15 protein-coding genes, 1 tRNA gene and 3 pseudogenes are annotated in these 16,789 nt (G+C 68.8%); 10 read left to right on the top strand and 9 right to left on the bottom strand.

Annotated elements, in window-relative coordinates:
• Nucleotides 1-116: 116 nt before the first annotated feature.
• The 9 genes and pseudogenes from PS467_RS25095 to PS467_RS25130 all read left to right on the top strand — a co-directional run bounded on the left by PS467_RS25095 (nucleotide 117) and on the right by PS467_RS25130 (nucleotide 5,872).
• Nucleotides 117-713, top strand: coding sequence for a hypothetical protein (locus PS467_RS25095; protein ID WP_311037130.1), 597 nt, complete (start codon nucleotides 117-119; stop codon nucleotides 711-713).
• Nucleotides 710-1,594: a Scr1 family TA system antitoxin-like transcriptional regulator gene (locus PS467_RS25100; protein WP_311037131.1), complete on the top strand. Its 885-nt coding sequence runs from the start codon at nucleotides 710-712 to the stop codon at nucleotides 1,592-1,594. The genes PS467_RS25095 and PS467_RS25100 overlap by 4 nt, the downstream gene beginning before the upstream one ends.
• The gene (locus PS467_RS25105) at nucleotides 1,591-1,764 is read left to right on the top strand and encodes a hypothetical protein (RefSeq protein WP_311037132.1); all 174 of its coding nucleotides are present in this window, start codon (nucleotides 1,591-1,593) and stop codon (nucleotides 1,762-1,764) included. Before PS467_RS25100 ends, PS467_RS25105 begins: the two co-directional genes overlap by 4 nt.
• Nucleotides 1,761-1,904, top strand: a complete 144-nt coding sequence (locus PS467_RS25110; protein WP_311037133.1) for a hypothetical protein — start codon at nucleotides 1,761-1,763, stop codon at nucleotides 1,902-1,904. Before PS467_RS25105 ends, PS467_RS25110 begins: the two co-directional genes overlap by 4 nt.
• A 247-nt stretch (nucleotides 1,905-2,151) precedes the next feature.
• Nucleotides 2,152-2,622 carry a glycine-rich domain-containing protein gene (locus PS467_RS25115; RefSeq protein ID WP_311037134.1) on the top strand — a complete coding sequence of 157 codons (471 nt, stop codon included), beginning with the start codon at nucleotides 2,152-2,154 and terminating at the stop codon, nucleotides 2,620-2,622.
• Between the two features lie 788 nt (nucleotides 2,623-3,410).
• Nucleotides 3,411-3,533: pseudogene (locus tag PS467_RS42335) on the top strand (restriction endonuclease fold toxin-2 domain-containing protein); the annotation flags it as partial.
• Nucleotides 3,534-3,574: 41 nt separating this feature from the next.
• Nucleotides 3,575-4,021, top strand: a complete 447-nt coding sequence (locus tag PS467_RS25120) for a hypothetical protein (RefSeq protein ID WP_311037135.1) — start codon at nucleotides 3,575-3,577, stop codon at nucleotides 4,019-4,021.
• 388 nt (nucleotides 4,022-4,409) lie between these two features.
• Entirely contained in the window at nucleotides 4,410-5,549 is a 1,140-nt protein-coding gene (locus PS467_RS25125; RefSeq protein ID WP_311037136.1) for a hypothetical protein, read from the top strand.
• Nucleotides 5,516-5,872 (top strand): ASCH domain-containing protein, encoded by a 357-nt coding sequence (locus PS467_RS25130; RefSeq protein ID WP_311037137.1) that lies wholly within the window; start codon nucleotides 5,516-5,518, stop codon nucleotides 5,870-5,872. Before PS467_RS25125 ends, PS467_RS25130 begins: the two co-directional genes overlap by 34 nt.
• Nucleotides 5,873-6,620: 748 nt before the next feature.
• On the opposite strand, the pseudogene PS467_RS25135 reads toward PS467_RS25130, so the two are convergent.
• Both PS467_RS25135 and PS467_RS25140 read right to left on the bottom strand, forming a co-directional pair.
• A pseudogene (locus PS467_RS25135) lies at nucleotides 6,621-7,753 on the bottom strand (IS630 family transposase).
• 88 nt (nucleotides 7,754-7,841) lie between these two features.
• Complete coding sequence (locus PS467_RS25140) at nucleotides 7,842-8,768, bottom strand: NADP-dependent oxidoreductase (RefSeq protein ID WP_311037138.1); 927 nt, start codon at nucleotides 8,766-8,768, stop codon at nucleotides 7,842-7,844.
• Between the two features lie 50 nt (nucleotides 8,769-8,818).
• Between PS467_RS25140 and PS467_RS25145 the strand changes: the two genes are divergently transcribed.
• The gene (locus PS467_RS25145; protein ID WP_311037139.1) at nucleotides 8,819-9,445 is read left to right on the top strand and encodes a TetR/AcrR family transcriptional regulator; all 627 of its coding nucleotides are present in this window, start codon (nucleotides 8,819-8,821) and stop codon (nucleotides 9,443-9,445) included.
• 183 nt (nucleotides 9,446-9,628) lie between these two features.
• Here PS467_RS25145 and PS467_RS25150 read toward each other — a convergent pair whose 3' ends face one another.
• From PS467_RS25150 to PS467_RS25180, 7 genes and pseudogenes are all read right to left on the bottom strand, one after another.
• Complete coding sequence (locus tag PS467_RS25150) at nucleotides 9,629-11,080, bottom strand: AAA family ATPase (RefSeq protein WP_432280757.1); 1,452 nt, start codon at nucleotides 11,078-11,080, stop codon at nucleotides 9,629-9,631.
• A 322-nt stretch (nucleotides 11,081-11,402) separates the two neighbouring features.
• A tRNA-Arg gene (locus tag PS467_RS25155) sits at nucleotides 11,403-11,478 on the bottom strand.
• 518 nt (nucleotides 11,479-11,996) lie between these two features.
• On the bottom strand, nucleotides 11,997-12,152 hold the full coding sequence (locus PS467_RS25160) for a hypothetical protein (RefSeq protein ID WP_311037141.1): 156 nt from the start codon (nucleotides 12,150-12,152) through the stop codon (nucleotides 11,997-11,999).
• Between the two features lie 123 nt (nucleotides 12,153-12,275).
• Entirely contained in the window at nucleotides 12,276-12,641 is a 366-nt protein-coding gene (locus PS467_RS25165) for a darcynin family protein (protein ID WP_268973956.1), read from the bottom strand.
• Between the two features lie 227 nt (nucleotides 12,642-12,868).
• Nucleotides 12,869-14,656 (bottom strand): IucA/IucC family protein, encoded by a 1,788-nt coding sequence (locus PS467_RS25170; RefSeq protein ID WP_311037142.1) that lies wholly within the window; start codon nucleotides 14,654-14,656, stop codon nucleotides 12,869-12,871.
• 206 nt (nucleotides 14,657-14,862) lie between these two features.
• Nucleotides 14,863-15,417: pseudogene (locus tag PS467_RS25175) on the bottom strand (GNAT family N-acetyltransferase); the annotation flags it as partial.
• Nucleotides 15,418-15,478: 61 nt separating this feature from the next.
• Nucleotides 15,479-16,786, bottom strand: coding sequence for a lysine N(6)-hydroxylase/L-ornithine N(5)-oxygenase family protein (locus PS467_RS25180; RefSeq protein WP_311037143.1), 1,308 nt, complete (start codon nucleotides 16,784-16,786; stop codon nucleotides 15,479-15,481).
• Between the last annotated feature and the right edge of the window lie 3 nt (nucleotides 16,787-16,789).

Below are 16,789 nucleotides of genomic sequence, written 5' to 3' on the forward strand. Positions count from 1 at the left end.
TGGGCTGTGATCGCGCACGCACCTAGCGTGATCTGCATCGCGGCGGCGCTGGTCCCGTTCCCGCCAGGACACCGGTCAGCGCCGCCCCTCGCAGATCATCCGCAGGGGAGCCCGACGTGACGACCAGAGCCTTACCGTGGACACTACCGAACAACGCGGACGTCGAGGCGTTACCCGTGGGCAAATGGTGGGACGCCATCTCCGCGCCCACTCCTGTCGCCGACCGCGCCCTGGAGCTGCTCGGGCGGGACTCGGGCGCCGTCATCCAAGACGACACCTACGGCAAGACCTACTGGCTGATCGGAGTCGGCACCGCCCGCAGCTGGTGCATGCGCCAGGTCCGCGTCCTCACCGAACTCGCCGACGAACGCACCCTCCTCGGCGTACCGCCCGCATCCTGGGGAGCCGAGCACCGGACGCACTGGCGGATCCCGCTCGGCCCGAACCGGTACTTGACCGACACCAATCACCTGGCCCCCGCCCTGGGCCAGGCCCTTTACGACGTCCTCGGCCCGAGGCCGAACGGCCGGCAGCTGTGCTACCGATGCCAGCTGCCCACCGACGAGCCGGTCATCGTGGAAGTCCACCACAGCGTCAGCGGCGCCGGCCGCACCACCTACGCCTGCCCGTCCCACGCCTCTACGTACCAGCGTGACCCGGTCGCCGAGGCCGCCGCCAGGCGCCGCGCCCTCGAACAGGGCAGGACCCGATGACAGACAGCCTCACCATCCCGGGCCGTGGACCCGCGCCCCTGGTCCTGGGCGCATACCTGCGGTCCCTACGGCTCGCCAAGGGCCTTACGCCCACCGCCGCAGCCGACGCCATCCGCAGCTCACCATCCAAGATCAACCGGATGGAAACCGGCCAGGTAGCACAGCGATGGGAGGACGTATCCACCCTGACCAGGCTCTACGGCGTGACCGACATGGACACCATCACCGGCGCAATGCGGTGGACAGGCTGGCAGTCGACAGACCCCGAACGCTTCCCGGGCCCCATCCGCGATGACGCCGAGGGCTGGATGGACCGGCTGCGCGCGTGCGAACACCAGGCGTCCGAAATCTGCGTCTACGCCTCGGTCACCATGCCCCGCATCGTGCAGACCACCGGATGCCCCGTGGACCGCCTGACCCTGCTGACCTCGTCGGCCCAACCCCCGCGGGTCCCGGTGCATACCGCGCTCGCGGACCAGACGCAGGACGTCACCGTGCTGCTCGACGGGGCGATGCTGCTGCGGACGCTCGGAAATCCGCTGGCGATGGCAGCGCAAATGGCCTACTTGCAGCGACTGGCAACCTCCCCACATGGCCCGCGCGTCGTGGTGGTGCCCCTTCGGACAGGGACCGTACCGCCCCCGGGCACCCTGCACCGCTTCCACCTCCACGGGCAGGAGGTGTTCGCCGAGGAGACATGGAGCGCGGTCTACGCCAGCGGAACGGACGGCCAGGCGGCGCGCGACCGCCTCGCGGCCGGACTCCAGGCCGCCAAGGATCCCGAGGCGAGCGCCGCTCTGCTGGACGCAGCACGTCGGCGGTTCGAGCTGCTGGCCGAGGACCCGGCGTCCGATCCTCTCCTCGAGGAGGTGGCGGTATGACCGCGAGTCTGCTGGGCTCGGCTGCCGAGACCGAGTGGCGCGCAGCCCTGGAGCACGCCGCGGGCTGCCCGGCCTGCCGGGCGCCCGGCACCAGGTGCGAGACCGGGGAGCACCTGCTGGCCGCTTACGAGGAGGCCGCACGGCAGGCCCGGTCAGGAGCTGCTGGATGAGGCACCGCCGGCAGCCTCCCGCCGAACGAGCGGCGCTGCTCGCCTTCCGAGCCGCCCGGATGGGCCTGCTGCTCAGCGTGATCCTCGCGCTGCCGGCGCTCGCGGTCTACCTCTGCGTGGCCGGGGACCCGGCCCGATAGACCGGGTGGGTCGCTGGTGTTCCGGGCCCCCGTACCGGAAGCGCCGGCGCCGGCGGTCCACCCTCCCGGACACCCTGCGGCCGGTGCAGCCAGCCACGGCCGCCGGCCGCAGGGCAGGCACTCCGGCCCCGACCTGGGACCGCGGGCCGGAGCCCCCTCACAGAAAAGCCCCCGCCCCGGACGCGCGCTTGGACGGCCGGCGACCGGGACGAGGACCACGCACCACTCCAACGAGAGAGAGGCACGCATGACCGACGTTACTGCGTTACTCGAACGCCCCAAGCGGGACGGAGTGATCCGGACCGTCCTCAACAACAACCCCGGCATGGAAGCGGAGATGGCCGAGCGGATCGTCGACGAGGCCGTCAAGTTCACCGCGACCTGCGCCGCGTTCCCCAACGCCCGGCTGCGCCCGTCGCGGGTGGTCGATGAGGGCTGGCACGCCCTGATCCTCCACACCCGCGTCTACAGCGAGCTGTGCGAGGGGCTCGGCCGCTTCGTGCACCACAAGCCGGAACCGCCGGACCCGTCCCGGCACAACGCGGGCAAGCTGACGCGCACCCAGGAGATGATCGCTCGGGCGGGGTTCACGGTGGATGACACGCTGTGGCTGGCGCCGACCGACCAGACCATCCCGGTCGCGGCCGACTGCGAGCACAGCGAGCCCGGCGGCGAGAACACATGCACTGGCGACTGCAGCAACACCGGCCCGAACTGACCCAGCAAGAGGAGCTGACACCCGTGCACGCCATCCGTACTCTCGACAACAGGAGGTGACCATCGTGTCGCAATGGGTGAATCCTCGCGCTGTCGAGACCGTGCGGTTCGCGAGCCAGTTCCAGGCGCCCGCCGCACTCCCGGATGACGCCTGCGGGTGCTGGACTGGGCGCCGGCGGCGATGGGGCACGGCTCAGCGCCCTCGACGGCGGCTCGCGGCAACCGTGTTCGCTGCCCCCGACGGGGCGCTCTACGCCGTGCCGTGCAGCCGGTGCGGCGGCAAGGGCGTCGTTTCGTAGGGCAATGGTACGGAAACGCCCGTCCGTGTGTCGCTCTCGCGATGCGCGGACGGGCCTGCCCAGAGCACCCGGTCTGCCGCCGTTCCTGGCTCCGTTGATCCGCGTCCCGACCTTGGTTCCGGCTGCCTATCGCCCTCCCAAGGGCCCGCGTGTCCAGCCGATTCCCCCGGGCACGCCACCCGACCCCCGCTTTCCGCCCCTCACGCCCGGACAGCAGAAGAACTTGCGATGTCTCGAGTGGCAGGCCGGCGGAGATCGCCTACCAGAAGCGCAAAGCGCGTGGCCGGCTATTCGGAGTACGAGGTCCCCATCCCGGGTGGACGGCTGCCGCGATCTCGACGGGATGGCCATCGAGGCCAAGTACATCAACAAACCAAACCAGCGCTGCTACCGCTCGCTCGACGACCTCCGTGAGAACCATGAGTAGAGGAAGGACTTCCTCTACCGCTCGCACCGCGATGAGCTCAAGAAGTACGCCGCTGCGCTCAACGACCCGAGGAACACGGAGATGCGAGGAGCCGAGAAGGTGACGGATAATCAGGAACCCGTCCAGTACTGGCGCGCCATGATGACCGCCTACGGTGTTGAGGGCCACGCCCGCTACGCACCCTGACCGCCGCTGCCCCATCATCGCCCAGGAAGCACAGCGCCACGATGGAACCGGAAGAGATCGCCGAACTCCGCACCATGTACATCTTCACCCCGCCGGAGGGGCAGAACTGGGGCCTGACCTACGAGGGTCTTGAGGCCCTCCTGCGCGAGCGTGACCCCGAGGAGTTCATCCGCGTCGACGACAACTCCGACGGCCCGGTCAGCGGATCGTCTATGCACTTCGGGATCACCCTGGACGACGAAGAGCTTGAGAGCATGGCCCTGCTCTCCCCGGAGGGAGTCTCGGTCAAGGACTGCACCGTACACACGGCGGCCGCCTTCGCCATCTGGCTCTCGAACAACGTGGTGCCGACGGGCGTAGCCGTTATGTTCAACACGGAATGGGGCCTGGAAGCCGAACTGCCGGACACCCCAGTTCCAGAAGCCACACGCCCGCGCGTCGCGGCCACGTTCATGGAGCACCTCAAAGACACCGGAAAGCTTGACTGAACCCGGAGGCCGATGGCTCCCCGCGCGACCGATGAGCCGTTCGGCGGTCACGGGGGCCGGTCGGCACGGCGACTGGCGGCGCTACCGCTTGGGTCGTACAGCTTGGATACCCGGAGCTCAGCCGCTAACTCGGCCACATCCTGTGCGGCGTGCTCGTCGAACGTGTGCCGGGGCGTGGTCGATCGCCCTCGGACTGTGACCCGTCCTCGCTGCTCGCGGCCGATAGACGGGGTGGGTCGCTGGTGTTCCGGGCCCCCGTACCGGAAGCGACGGCGCCAGCGGCCGACCCTCCCGCCTAGAAAGCGCCAGGGCGGGCCGCACATCAATCGAACCTGAAACATCGGCCACGGCGCGGCCCAGTCGCGCCCACCCACTGAGGGAGACCGTGGTGACCACACGCCTCGTATCGCCGAACACCGTACTCGCCAACGCCCTGACCAACGCCGAAGATGTCCTGGCGCCCCGCATCCACACCAAGCCGCCCAAGCGCGTCGCATTCATGGTCGGCACGCAGATCAACGGCGTGCCCCATCTGGGGACCTCGCTCGTACAATCCCTCACCTTCGCCGCCGCTGCCCGGGTCCGGGACCGCTTCGGAATCCCCGTCGAGGTCACGTTCGGTGCACTCGACAACGCGCCGCACGAGGTCATCACCGACCCAGCAACAGGGCACCGGTACCAGCGCGCCTATGCGCACGCCCTCGGCCAGGACGTCCTCGCTGCCCAGGTCGAGGACCTGTACTGGCCACTCTTCGACGCACTATCGGACAGGCTCTCGGTCCCATACTCGGTCGAGACGTACTCGCGGCAGCAGCAGACCGAGCAATTCCGGTGCACCTGGTTACGTGCGCACCGCCGCATCGATGCCGCCCGCTGGTGGCTCGACCCAGCGAACGGCGTACCGCACGTCCGCGTGCCCTGCCCGGCACCCAGCTGCGGATGGGCGGAGAAGTACGCGGAGCGGACCCGCATTCTCCTCGGAGCTGACCACGCCGAGGTGCACGCCGTCTGCCTCCACCACGGCCCGTACGAGGTCGCCATCTCACCGGCCGGCGGCGGGTACCTCGACCTTGCGACGCTGTACCGGAACCTCGTCAAGGAAGTTGCCGCCGCAGCCGCGAGCGACCGTCTGTCCGTCATGGTCAAGGGCGGCGACTGGGTGTTCGGCTCGCAGCTCGTCGACGGAGCGCTGCAGGCCGTAGGGCTCACCCCCGGGCAACTGCCCGCCCGCCTGTTCTGCCCGCAGGTGGTCACCGATACGGGCGCGAAACTGTCCAAGTCGCTCATCCGCGAAGGCCAAGCGCCCTTGCCCGACGGCGCCGCCCCTTGGATGCTCGACACCCGAATGTGGTCGGGATCGTTGTCCGAGTACGTCGATCGGCTGCTCGCCATGGCCGAGGTGCTGCTGTCCGATCCCCGGCACTTCTTCCGCTGGTACTCGGCCGGTGAACTCGGCCGCCTGATGTCTGACCCGATGAGGAGCGAAACCGCGCCATGTCCCACGCCGCCACCCGCGTGCACGAGCTGAACCTGTACCGCAGGTACTTCGACCTGGTATCGGCCGGCCGGAAGAGGATCGAGGTACGGGTGCGGTACCCGCACCTGGAAGACCTCGCCGCCGGGCATGTGATCCGCTTCCGAATCAAGGGCACCGACGAGACGTGCGACGTGCTCGTGAAGCGCGTCACCGCATACGACGACTTCGAGGCACTGCTCGACGGCGAGGGCCCGTCGAACATCAACCCCACGTCGAGCCGTGATCAGCAACTCGCAAACATCCGCAGCATCTACCCGCCGGAGAAGGAAGCACTCGGCGCGCTCGCGATCGAGATCGAGCTGCTCAACGAGTAAGTCGCCGCCCCCTTCCACTCCGCCCCGCCCGCGCGTCGCCCCCGACGCGCGGGCGGGGTCGCCCAGAGCCTCCTTGGGGGTAACGGCCGGTACCCGACGTCGATCGATCAGATCGCGAGGCTGACTCGCGCGCTGGACGTGCCGTCGTACCGCCTGTTCCACGACTGTGATCCTTGAGCCTTGCTCGGTCCGTGCGCTGCCCAACTAGATGCCGACTACTTCAGCGACTACCGGCACGTACGGTCTACACCCCCGTCGCGGCCCATGATCGCTTGGGAATGTGGCCATCTATGTGGCATCCGGTCGTGGAGAAGGCCCCTCGTTCGAACGAACGAGGGGCCTTGCGACTCATTGACCTGCTGCGCAGAAGGTGCCCCCCCGGCAGGATTCGAACCTGCGACACCCGCTTTAGGAGCATGATCATATGTTTACTGATCCGTCCTCCGCAGGCTTGATGTTTCGCTTTTTTGCAGGTCAGTCGCCTGGTGAGGACAGTTTGGGGTAGTGATCTTTCGCGATCCTTCGCGGGGCTTCTTGGTCCTGCTGTTCCCATCAAGTTCCCAACTGAGGCCGGGGGACTGGCTTTCGAGGGTCGGCAAAAGCGTCTCCCCAGGTCCGTTGCCTAGCCGGGTTCCATTGAGCACCGCAGATGCTTTGGGAGGCACGACCAGGCTCGCTCTCTCGGCCCGGGAGTTGAGCCAGTGGCCGTTTCCGCAGGTCAGCTGCCTGACTGCAGGCTAGTGCCGCATCAGGCAACGTTTGCCCTGTCGACGACTTTGCGCAGGTGTTCGTCTGCGGCGTGCTTGTTCCGCCAGATGATGTAGCGGCGGATCATGCTGCCCTGCTCCTTGTGGCTGGCGTGGTCGGTGCCGTCCAGCGTGAAGTAGCGCAGGGCGGTGAACTGGGCCTCGATGCGGTTGAGCCAGGAGCTGTTGGTCGGTGTGTAGGCGAACTCGACGTTGTTGGCCGCGGCCCAGTCTCCGACGCGGGTGTCCTTCTTCGTGGTCAGGTGCGGGGAGTAGTTGTCGAGCACGATCGCGATGCGGATCTCGGCCGGGTAGAGGCTGCGCAGGTAGCGGCAGAACTTCAGGAACCTCGTCCGGTTCTTCCTCGGCTTGATGTGGCCGTAGAGCTTGTCTTTGCCCAGGTCGTAGGCGGCGAACAGGTGCCGGACTCCGTGCGGGCGGGTGTAGGTCGCCCGTCTGCGGGGCCGGGGCTCGCGGTCGGGGTCCTTGTGCTTCCCGCCGCGCTCGGCCCACTGCCGCCCAGGATGGGGCTGGAGGTTGAGCGGCCCGAACTCGTCCAGGCATAAGACGACTTCAGGTTCGCCTTCCTCGGGTATGACCTCGCCGTCGGCGAGCGCGTAGAGGTGTTCGACCCGGGCCTTCCTGGCCGCGTAGTCGGGGTCGCGGGAGGTCTTCCAGGTCTTTATGCGTTGAAACGACACGCCCTCCTCGCGAAGCAGGACCCGAAGGCCCTCATGGCTGATGTCGTCGACCACCCCCTCGGCGACCAGGAAGTCGCCAGCTTGGCCAGGCTCCAGGTCGAAAACGGCAGGCCGTGCTCGGCCGGCTTGGACTTGGCGATCTTCTTGATCTCGCGGCGTTCGGGAAGGGTGAAGGTCTTGGGCCGACCGCCCTTGTACTTCGGGTAGAGGGAGTCGAAGCCGTCGGCATTGAAGTTGTGGATCACGTCCCGGACCCGGTCCGCGCTGGTAAACGTCCCCGCGGCGATCTTCGCCACGTACATGCCCTGAGCGGACAGCAGCACCATCTGGGCCCGCCGCCAGGTCACCACCGGCCCCGTGCCTCTGCGGATGATCCGCAGCAGGCGCCTTCCCTCGTCGTCATCGATCTCGCGGACACGCACTCGTTCTGCCACTCACACAGCCTGGCGACACCGCGCCGTCCGGACCAGCATCCGAACGGCGCGTCACATCACCACAGTGCAAAGGTGCTCTGATGCGGCACTAGAGGGTAAGTACGATCTTTCCTCGGGCGTGGCCGGTCTCGCTCAACTGGTGTGCTGCAGCCGCGTTCTCGAGGGTGAAGGCGGCCGCTACCGGCACAGTGAAGCGGCCCTGCTGGGCGAGAGCGGCGGCCGCGGCGAGTCCTTCGACGGCCTGCGGGTCCGCGCCGGGGCCCGCCGAGCGTGACAGGTGGACCCCGTACTTCGCGGCGTTCAGGTCGGCGACCGTTATCACCCGGTCCGGGCTTCCTGCGAGGTCCACCAGATCGGGCAGCGAGCCGGATCCGGCGCAGTCCAGGACGACGTCGACTCCGTCCGGTGCCAGGGCGGTGACCCGTTCGCCCAATCCGGGGCCGTAGGTGGTCGGTGTCGCCCCCAGTCCCGCGACGAACGCATGGTTGCGTGCGCTGGCCGTACCGAAGACGTGCGCGCCGCGGGCCGCCGCGAGCTGGATGGCGACAGTGCCGACCCCGCCCGCGGCGCCCTCGATCAGCAGGGTCGTGCCGTCGGTGACCTTCAGCCGGTCGAGGGCGCGCGTGGCGGTTTCGATGTTCGCGGCGGCGCCGGCCTGCTCCCAGCTCAGCGCGTCCGGCTTCGGCGCCCAGGCTGCCAGGACGGCGTACTCGGCGTTCGCACCGCCGCGCTCGGCGAGATCGATGATGCCGAAGACCTCGTCGCCCGGCCGGACACCGGTGACGCCTGGGCCGACCTCGTCGACCACACCCGCAGCGTCCACGCCGAGGACGTGGGGCAGGCGCAGCGGCATCATGTCGCGGAACCGGCCTGAGCGGAGGTAGCAGTCGGCGGGAGTGACGCCAGAGGCCTTTACGGCCACCCGGATGCGGCCTGGTCCCGCGTGCGGTTCCGGCATGTCGGCGACCTCGAGGACGCTTGCGGCACCGTACTCGGAGAATTGCAGTGCTCTCATGGCGCCGGACGCTATCGGAGCACCCCGTCCGTTTAGCTAAAGTGAGAGCGGTGACGAACCGTTTGCCTCACTCCCTGCGCGCCGATGCCCGGGACAACCGCGAGCGCATCCTCGCTGTGACTCGCACCGTATTCGCTGCGGAGGGGCTGGACGTGGCGATGCGCGAGATCGCGCGGCGTGCCGAAATCGGCCCCGCGACCCTCTACCGGCACTTTCCGACCAAAGAGGCGCTGGTCACCGAGGTCTTCACCGAGCAGATGGCGGCCTGCACCGCCATCGTCGACGAGGGGCTGGCCGATCCGGACCCATGGCGCGGCTTCTGCCGGGTGATTGAGAAAGTGTGTGAACTGCACGCACAGGACCGGGGCTTCACCGCTGCGTTCGTCTCGGCTTTCCCACGCGCGATCGACTTCGCTGCAGCCCGGGAGCGGGCACTGCGCAAGGTCGCCGAGCTCGCCCGCCGGGCCAAGGCGGCGGGCAAACTGCGCCCGGACTTCGTCCTGGACGACCTGATCATGGTGCTCATGGCCAACGGCGGCATCCGAACCACATCGCCAGCCGCTGCGGTGGCCGCCTCTCGGCGCTTCGCCGCGCTGCTAATACAGAGCATGCAGACCGAGCCGGTCAGGCCGCCGCTGCCCCCCGCAGTCCGGCTGCCGCTGGCAGTTGTGACCTAGCGTGCACCGGACGGGCACGCTCTGGAGGAGCGCCTACGCGCAGTCGTCAACAGGGCAAACGTTGCCTGATGCGGCACTAGCTCGTTCTTGGTCCGTTCGGGAACTGCTCAGCCTGGGTCGCCTCCCGGCGCGCTTCCATCCGGAGGCCATGTTCCCCGTACAGGGGCGGTGACTACGACCGGGTCAGTCGCCGTGGTAGAGGCGAATTGGATCGATCAGCTGGATGGCGGGGTCGTTCTCTGCGAGGTGGCGCAGTTCGTCGGTGAAGCCGGTGCCGCTGTAGCACTGCAGCCGGGTGACGTCGGTGGCGGTGCCGCGCGCGGTGAGGAGAGCACGGATGTGCTGGAGACGTTCGAGGTGGCCCTTCCCCATGACGTCGTTCCATTTGGCTTCGCCGATGGCGAGTAGTGTTTCGCGACCGTTGTCGGTCTCGCCATGGACCGCGACGCCGACTTCGTGGCTGGTCTTCGCGGCAGGATCATTGACGGTCCCGCTGGCGACCCTTGTGACCTGGCCGCCGTGGGTTGCGGGGGATGCGTGCCAGCGGGCCCATTCGCGGCAGACCTGTTCGAAGTGCGGGCCGACAACCTTGCTGCGGAAGGTGGACTGGGCTCGGCGCCAGACGGCGGGGGCGCGTCCGGGGCGTTCCAGATCGCCCCAGGCGGGGCGCATGACCGCGTGGTAGAAGGCGATGAGAGGTTCGGCGATGCGGTAGGCGGAGCGGTTGCGGCGGAAGGCGTCGGCCTCGTGGGTGATCATGCCGACGTCCTGGAGGACGCTGAGCGGGTGGGCGAGGTCGGTGGACTTGCGGCCGAGGTAGTCGGCGATGCCGCCGCGTGCGGTGTTTCCGGCGGCGATGGCGGCCAGGACGGAGTGGTAGAGCGCGGTGTCGTGGAGTTCGGGTTCCTCTGCGAGCAGGTAGCGGGCCTCGCGGAAGAGCGGACGGGCGGGATTGAGGACGGCGCGGGTGACCCAGGCGTCGAAGTCGTGGGGCCCGGCGGGGGTATCGCCCTGGGTGAACTCGCGGCGGTAGGCGGGGGTGCCGCCGACGATGGCGTGGGTGAGCAGTGCGGTGCGCGGGTCGGTGATCTCCCAGAATTCGGCGGCGAGGCGGAAGTCCAGGGTGGGGACGACGAGTTCCAGGCCGGCGCGGCCGCGCAGCGGGGCGTTGCCGACGAGGAGTCCGCCCATGAAGGACAGGGCGGAGCCGCACAGCAGGAGCCGTACGGGGGTGTTGGTGTGCTGGGCGGCGGGGTCGAGGGCGCGCTGGATGATCGAGGGGAGGGCGGGGGAGGCCTTGGCGAGGAAGGGGAATTCGTCGATGACCGCGACGGTGGGGCCGCCCCTGTCGGCGATGCGCATGAGCTCGGTGACGGCCTCGTCCCAGTGGGCGAAGCGGAACGGGGTGGGCTGGTCGCGGTGGCGGGCGAGGGCTTCGCCGAACTGGCGCAGGGCGTCGGTTTCGGTGGTCTCGGTGGCGGTGAACATGAAGCCGCCGCTTGCCCGTGTGACGGCGTCCAAGAGGAAGGTCTTGCCCTGGCGGCGGCGGCCGGAGACCACGCCGAGTGTGGCGCGCGGTCCGGGCAGGGCGGCGAACCGGGTCAGCTCGGCCCACTCGAAGTCGCGGTCGAACATCTCGGCGGGTTTATCCACTGCCCACCCCGTATGGATAGGTCCGCTTATTATATCTGGACTTATTCAAGAACACCCCCTGTGGGTGCCCGGCGTGGGGCCCGGGTGGGGCGAGGGCAGGGGCCGAGGTGCAGGGGCGGGGTCGAGTGGAATGACCCCCGAACTTCCGACACCTGGACGCTGGATTTTTCGATCCAGGGGAAGCGGCCATGGTGATGAAGCGGAGGCGGCCATCGTGCCGTTCCCGTCAGGTTCCCATCTGGGATAAAAACGACCCTCCGTTGCGCTCACGGAGGGTCGATATGTCCCATTACCTGGTATTTTCTGGTGCCCCCGGCAGGATTCGAACCTGCGACACCCGCTTTAGGAGAGCGGTGCTCTATCCCCTGAGCTACGGAGGCCGGGGCTTGTGGACGGCCTGGTCGAAAATCTAGTGACCGATCTTCGTTCTGGCCGGACAAACCCGCAGGTCAGGCGGTCCGCGTTCCGATTGCTGAGGTTTCCCGGCAACAGGGGGCGGCGGAGATCCCGACTGACCCCTCACAGGGTAGCGGATGCGCTCGCTGTGATCCGCCCCCGTATTGCGATTCGCTCGGAGAGCCGGGTGACGTGGGGTTTCGCGGGGGATGAGCGTCGTGGAGCGAGGTGGTTGGCGGCATTGACGGTGTCCGCAGTCCTGATGTGGCGGTTGTCTCCGCAGTCATGCCGGGTCCTCATGGGTGCTCGCGCTGGTTGGCTGCGTCGAAGGCAGGGCCAGGTTCGGGCTCGGGCCAACGCCCGGGTCGTGGGGCGCTGTTGGCGGTGGGGGGGGCGAGGCCTGCCAGCTTGGCGGGCTTGGGGCCGGCGGCGGGTTCCGCTTCCGCGGTTGTGCGATCTTGGGCCCGGCTTGGGGGCGGCGTTGTGGTGGTGAGGGTGGGCGTCAGCGGATGGTGAGGCGGCGGCGTTCGAGGTCGGTGGCGACGGCGTAGGCGCCGCCGCCGGCGATGGTGAGGACCCAGTAGAGGCCGGGGGCGGCCCGGAGGTCGCCCGCACCGGATGGCGGCAGGCGCTCGTGGTCTTCGTGGGGTTCGGCCATCCGGGCGCCGAGAAGATCCGGACGAGCCTCCGCCGCCTGGACGAACGTCCGCCGGACACGGCCCCGGAGCCGACGTCCCCGCCGCCGCGGTGATGGCGGCGGGCGGGCCGTTTCGGTGGTGGGTCAGGTGGCGATGGTGGTGACGGCTTCGGTGTTGTAGGTGCGGGCGTAGCCGTTCTCGGCGCCGACGAGGATGTCGACGACCTCGAAGTAGCGGTCCCAGAACGGGGTTTCGCGCAGGGCGTCGATGAGGAGCTGGTAGGCGTTGTGGTCGTCGGCTTCCCAGACCCAGACGTCGGTGACGCGGGTGGAGTAGAACTCCGTGTCGTAGAAGCGCGACCGGACGCCGGTGGTCTTGGCCTTGACGGCGGGCACGACCTGGGTGGAGAAGGCGTTCACCCGCTCCTGGGGGGTCATGGCGAGCCACTCGGGTGTGGTCTTGACGAGCATGAAAGCGGTGACCGGGGGTGCGGTTTCCGTGGTGGACATGAAGGGGTGCCTCCAGGGCAGCAGGTGATGACGGTCGTGAAGACCTCGTGGGTCGTACCGGATCGGTACGCCTCTCATCCTGCGGAGGACCACGGTGTTGCCACAATGGAAACTTCGGCAAGGGATTGTTGCCGGAGGCGGAATGATGCTGGTCACTGGCCGGAGCGAGCTGTCGGCGGGGGCAGGACGCTCTGGCCAGTGGCGCGCACGGGGGGTAGGGCGGTGCGTCAGTCCGCCGGGCGGAAGTCCGCTATCGGGTTCTTCAGGGTGCCGATGAGCTGGAGGGCGCCGGCGGGGTCCTGGAGGTCGACCATCTCGCGGTTGTTGCGGAGCTGGAGGCGGTTGAGGCAGGACAGGGCGAAGTCCTCGGCGAACATGTCGTACTGGGCGAACTTGTCCGACAGGTGGGGGACGGACCGCTGGTAGGCCCGCACGCAGTCGGCGACCGTCCGCCAGAAGGCGTCCTCCTCCAGCAGACCCTCGCTGACCAGGATGCCGTTGAGGAAGCGGAGGAAGCAGTCGAAGACGTCGGTGAAGATCGACAGCAGCTTCTTGTCCTCGGGGACGTCCACGCGGATGCGCTCGACGGCCGGGGGGAGGACCGCGGTGGAGTCCATGACGGCGATCTCCTCGGCGATGTCCTTGAAGATCACGCGCTGGACGGCGCCGTCCTCGATCACCAGGATGACGTTCTCGCCGTGCGGCATGAAGACCAGGTCGTAGGCGTAGAAGCTGTGCAGCACCGGGGTGAGGTAGGCGTCCAGGTAGCGGCGCAGCCAGGTGGCCGGGGTGAGGCCGGATTCCTCGACGAGGGCGCTGACGACGGAGGCGCCGTGGGCGTCGGTGTGCAGGAGGGAGGCCATGGTGGCCAGGCGCTGGCCGGGTTCCAGGGACGGGACGGGGCTCTCGCGCCACAGGGCGGCGAGCATCTTGCGGTACGGGGAGCCCTTGGCGGTGGCGGCCTCGTACTGGCGGTGGTGGTAGCCGATGGCGGCTCGTTCCCGGATGATCGAGAAGCGGGCGGCGCGGAAGACCTCGTCGGAGGCGATCAGGCCGGCCAGCCAGTCGTTGATGGCCGGGGTCGCCTCCATGTAGGCGGCGGAGAGGCCGCGCATGAAGCCCATGTTGAGGACCGACAGCGCGGTTTTCACGTAGTGCTTGGACGGGTCGCTGGTGTTGAAGAAGGTACGGATCGACTGCTGGGCGAGGTACTCGTCGTCGCCGGGGCCCAGGCACACCAGGTGCTGCCAGGCGACCTCGGCGGCGAAGCTGACCGACAGCTTGTTCCACCACTGCCAGGGGTGCACCGGCAGCAGGCGGTAGTCGGCCGGGTCCAGGCCGAGGCCGGTGAGGGTCTCCGTGAAGCGGGCCAGGGTCCGCTCGCTCAGCTCGGAGTGGATCAGGGTGTCGTAGTCCAGGTCCGCCGAGGAGGTGAAGGTGGCGCGGTCGCGGCGGGCGGCGAGCCAGATGAGCTGGACGGGGCTCGCGGTCTCGGGGGCGTAGGAGAGGTACTCATGGATGCCGAAGCCGAGGCGGCCGTTGTTGGCGACGAAGCAGGGATGGCCCTCGGTCATCCCGGTTTCGATCTCCTGGAAGCCGGACTTGGCGAGCTGGGCCGCGCCCACCGGCTCGGCGGCCAGTTTGTAGGCCGCACCGGAGAGGGTGGAACTGATCTCCTCGAGGTAGACGGGGAGGATGTCCTGGCTGAGGCCGAGCCGCCCGCGCAGTTCGAGGAAGAAGTCCAGTGCGTCCAAGGGGAGTTCGGCGCCGGTGCGGTCGTGGCGGGTGATGCTGTCCGCCTCGACCAGCCAGTGGTCCAGGGAGAGCACCTGGGCGGCGAAGCGGTAGGTCACCGCCCCGTCGTCGCTGGTCACGGCGTAGCGGCCGTCGGGGCCGAGCTCGGGGGCGAGCAGCCGTTCGTGGGTGAACTCGGCGAGGGCCTTGCGGATGAGGAGGCGGCCCGCCCGGTCCCACAGGTCGGGGGTGAGGTGGGCGACGGCGTCGCGGGGGCTCATCGGGTCACTCCTTGGGCGGCGCGGGCGGATCGGGCCGCTTCGGTGGTGCGGGCGGCTTCGGCGGGCTGGGCAGCGCGGGCGGTGCGGTCGGCTTCGGCGGTGCGGGCCGCTTTGGCGGGCTGGTCGGCTTCGGCGGACTGGGCAGCGTCGGCGGACCGGGCCGCCTCAGCGGATCGGGCGGTCGTCCGGGCGGCTTCGGCGGCCAGAGCGGTGCGGGCGGCCTCGAACCGCTCGCGGGTGCAGACGCTGAGGTAGGCGTCTTTCTCCGGTTTGGCGATCTGCTCGACGATCTCGAAACCGACGGCCGCGTTGAGCGCGTGCACCGCCGTGTTGCGGACGTCGGGCTCCACGACGACGCGCCGGACGGCCGGCTCGGCGAAGCAGAACTCCATCACGGTGGTGATCACGGCCAGGGTGAAGCCGTGCACCGGGGTGTCGGTCGGCGCGCACAGGAAGTGCATGCCGACGTCGCCCGGCCGGGGCGGGTAGAGGCCCACGAGTTCCACCTGCGCCGGGTCGTAGCGTTCGGCCAGGAACGCCGGGCGGCCCTCGTGCAGGCCGATGTACGCGTCGTGGTGCGGATGCTCCGCGATCCTGCGGTACTCGGCGGCGACCTCCGCCTCGTCCGCCTCCTGCATCATCCAGAAGGACGCCTTGGGGTGGGTCACCCAGCGGTGCAGCAGCCCGGCGTCGGCCGCCGGGTCCAGGGTGCGCAGGGCGAAGGTGCCGAGACGGGCGTCAGTGCGCTCGAAGAGGCTCATGACACGGTCCCTTCGTGTGCGAAGAGGCTCATGACACGGTCCCTTCGGGGTGCGAAACGGCTCATGACACGGTCCCTTCCGGTGCGCCGAACTCCTGGAAGGCGATGGACTTCTCCACCGGATAGTGCTCACGCCCCAGGAGCTCGCGGATGATCCATGAGTTGCGGTACGGGCCCATGCCCAGGTCCGGGGAGGTCAGGCTGTGGGCATGGGTGGCGCCGTTCTGGAGGAAGATGCCGCGTCCGGTGATGTCGATGCTGTAGTTGCGGGCGACGTCGAAGCGGCCGTGGCGGTCCCAGCGGATGCGGTCGCGTACGGGGTCCAGGAATGCGGGCACCTGGTAGCGGTAGCCGGTGGCCAGGACGAGTCCCTGAGTGGTGAGCGAGAAGTCCCGCTCCTGCTCGGCGTGGTGCAGTCCCAGGGTGTACGTGCCGGTGGACGCGTCGTACGAGGCGTCGGTGAGCGCGGTGTTGGTCAGCAGCCGGGTGGGCACCGGGCCGCTCACGCTCTTCTGGTAGAGCAGGTCGAAGATGCCGTTGATGAGGTCGGCGTCGATCCCCTTGAACAGGCCCTTCTGCTCACCTTCCAGCCGGTAGCGGGTGTCCTCGGGAAGCGCGTGGAAGTAGTCCACGTACTCGGGCGAGGTCATCTCCAGGGTGAGTTTGGTGTACTCCAGCGGGAAGAAGCGCGGCGAGCGGGTCACCCAGTTCAGCCGGTAGCCGTGGATGTCGATCTCGGCGAGCAGGTCCTGGTAGATCTCGGCCGCGCTCTGGCCGCTGCCGACGATGGTGATGGACTCCTTGGCCTGGAGCGCCTCCTTGCTCTCCAGGTACTGCGCGTTGTGCAGCAGATCGCCGCCCAGGCCCCGGCACACCTCGGGGAGGTACGGCGGGGTGCCGGTGCCCAGCACCAGGTGGCGGGCGCGGTGCGTGGTGGTCTCGCCGGTGGCGGAGCGCAGGGCGCGCACCGTGTAGAGGCCGTCGGCCTCGTCGTAACGGACGCCGGTCACCTCGTGGCCGAAGCGGACGGAGGAGAGCTTCCCGGCGGCCCAGCGGCAGTAGTCGTTGTACTCGGCGCGCAGCGGATAGAAGATCTCGCGGATGTAGAAGGAGTACAGCCGCCCGGATTCCTTGAGGTAGTTGAGGAAGGAGTACGGGGAGGTGGGGTCGGCCAGGGTCACCAGGTCGGCCATGAACGGGGTCTGGAGGGTGACGCCGTCCAGCAGCATGCCCGGATGCCAGTCGAAGTCCGGCTTGCTCTCCAGGAACAGTCCGTCGAGTTCGTCGATCGGCTCGATGAGGCAGGCCAGGCCCAGGTTGTAGGGGCCGAGCCCGACCGCGATGACGTCATGGGTGTGCGGGGTGGGCACGAG

The organism is Streptomyces luomodiensis, from assembly GCF_031679605.1.
Classification (GTDB): Bacteria; Actinomycetota; Actinomycetes; order Streptomycetales; family Streptomycetaceae; genus Streptomyces; species Streptomyces luomodiensis.

Coding starts and splice junctions, on each gene's coding strand:
- PS467_RS25115 (WP_311037134.1), top strand. CDS start 2,152: ATGACCGACGTTACTGCGTTACTCGAACGCCCCAAGCGGGACGGAGTG.
- PS467_RS25110 (WP_311037133.1), top strand. CDS start 1,761: ATGAGGCACCGCCGGCAGCCTCCCGCCGAACGAGCGGCGCTGCTCGCC.
- PS467_RS25160 (WP_311037141.1), bottom strand. CDS start 12,152: ATGGCCGAACCCCACGAAGACCACGAGCGCCTGCCGCCATCCGGTGCG.
- PS467_RS25105 (WP_311037132.1), top strand. CDS start 1,591: ATGACCGCGAGTCTGCTGGGCTCGGCTGCCGAGACCGAGTGGCGCGCA.
- PS467_RS25120 (WP_311037135.1), top strand. CDS start 3,575: ATGGAACCGGAAGAGATCGCCGAACTCCGCACCATGTACATCTTCACC.
- PS467_RS25150 (WP_432280757.1), bottom strand. CDS start 11,080: ATGTTCGACCGCGACTTCGAGTGGGCCGAGCTGACCCGGTTCGCCGCC.
- PS467_RS25165 (WP_268973956.1), bottom strand. CDS start 12,641: ATGTCCACCACGGAAACCGCACCCCCGGTCACCGCTTTCATGCTCGTC.
- PS467_RS25130 (WP_311037137.1), top strand. CDS start 5,516: ATGTCCCACGCCGCCACCCGCGTGCACGAGCTGAACCTGTACCGCAGG.
- PS467_RS25140 (WP_311037138.1), bottom strand. CDS start 8,768: ATGAGAGCACTGCAATTCTCCGAGTACGGTGCCGCAAGCGTCCTCGAG.
- PS467_RS25170 (WP_311037142.1), bottom strand. CDS start 14,656: ATGAGCCCCCGCGACGCCGTCGCCCACCTCACCCCCGACCTGTGGGAC.
- PS467_RS25100 (WP_311037131.1), top strand. CDS start 710: ATGACAGACAGCCTCACCATCCCGGGCCGTGGACCCGCGCCCCTGGTC.